The organism is Oleiphilus sp. HI0061, assembly GCF_001635675.1.
This window is the reverse complement of the sequence record NZ_LWFE01000791.1, coordinates 1-436: the sequence shown is the minus strand read 5'-3', so window position 1 is coordinate 436 and position 436 is coordinate 1. Positions and strand designations below refer to the sequence as shown.

Here is a 436-nt window from a genome sequence, read left to right as displayed (position 1 = left end):
ATAGAAAGATTGATACTCTTCTTCTTTGATTTCAGACTTAGACAAAGACCAAAGCGCTGTGGCTTCGTTGACTGTCTCGTCTTTTGGCTCTTCTGGCTCTTTACCTTCTTCAGCAGGCATTGGCTCAGACTTCATCACAACCGGGAAGGCGATATGGTCAGAATACTTCTTAACCAGACTACGTAGCTTCCAGCCGTTAGCAAACTCAGCCTCTTCCTCTTTCAGGTGAAGCACAATCGAAGTACCACGCTCGGCACGCTCGATATTCTCTATGGTGAATTCACCTTCACCTTCGGAGCTCCAGTGAACACCTTCCGCTTTATCTGTACCCGCTTTACGCGTGAATACATCAACTTTCTTGGCAACAATAAATGCGGAATAGAACCCAACACCGAACTGACCAATCAACTGAGAATCTTGCTGGCTATCACCTGTT

1 pseudogene is annotated in these 436 nt (G+C 46.1%); it reads right to left on the bottom strand.

Annotated elements, in window-relative coordinates:
• Nucleotides 1–436, bottom strand: a pseudogene (locus A3735_RS30695) (molecular chaperone HtpG); the annotation flags it as partial.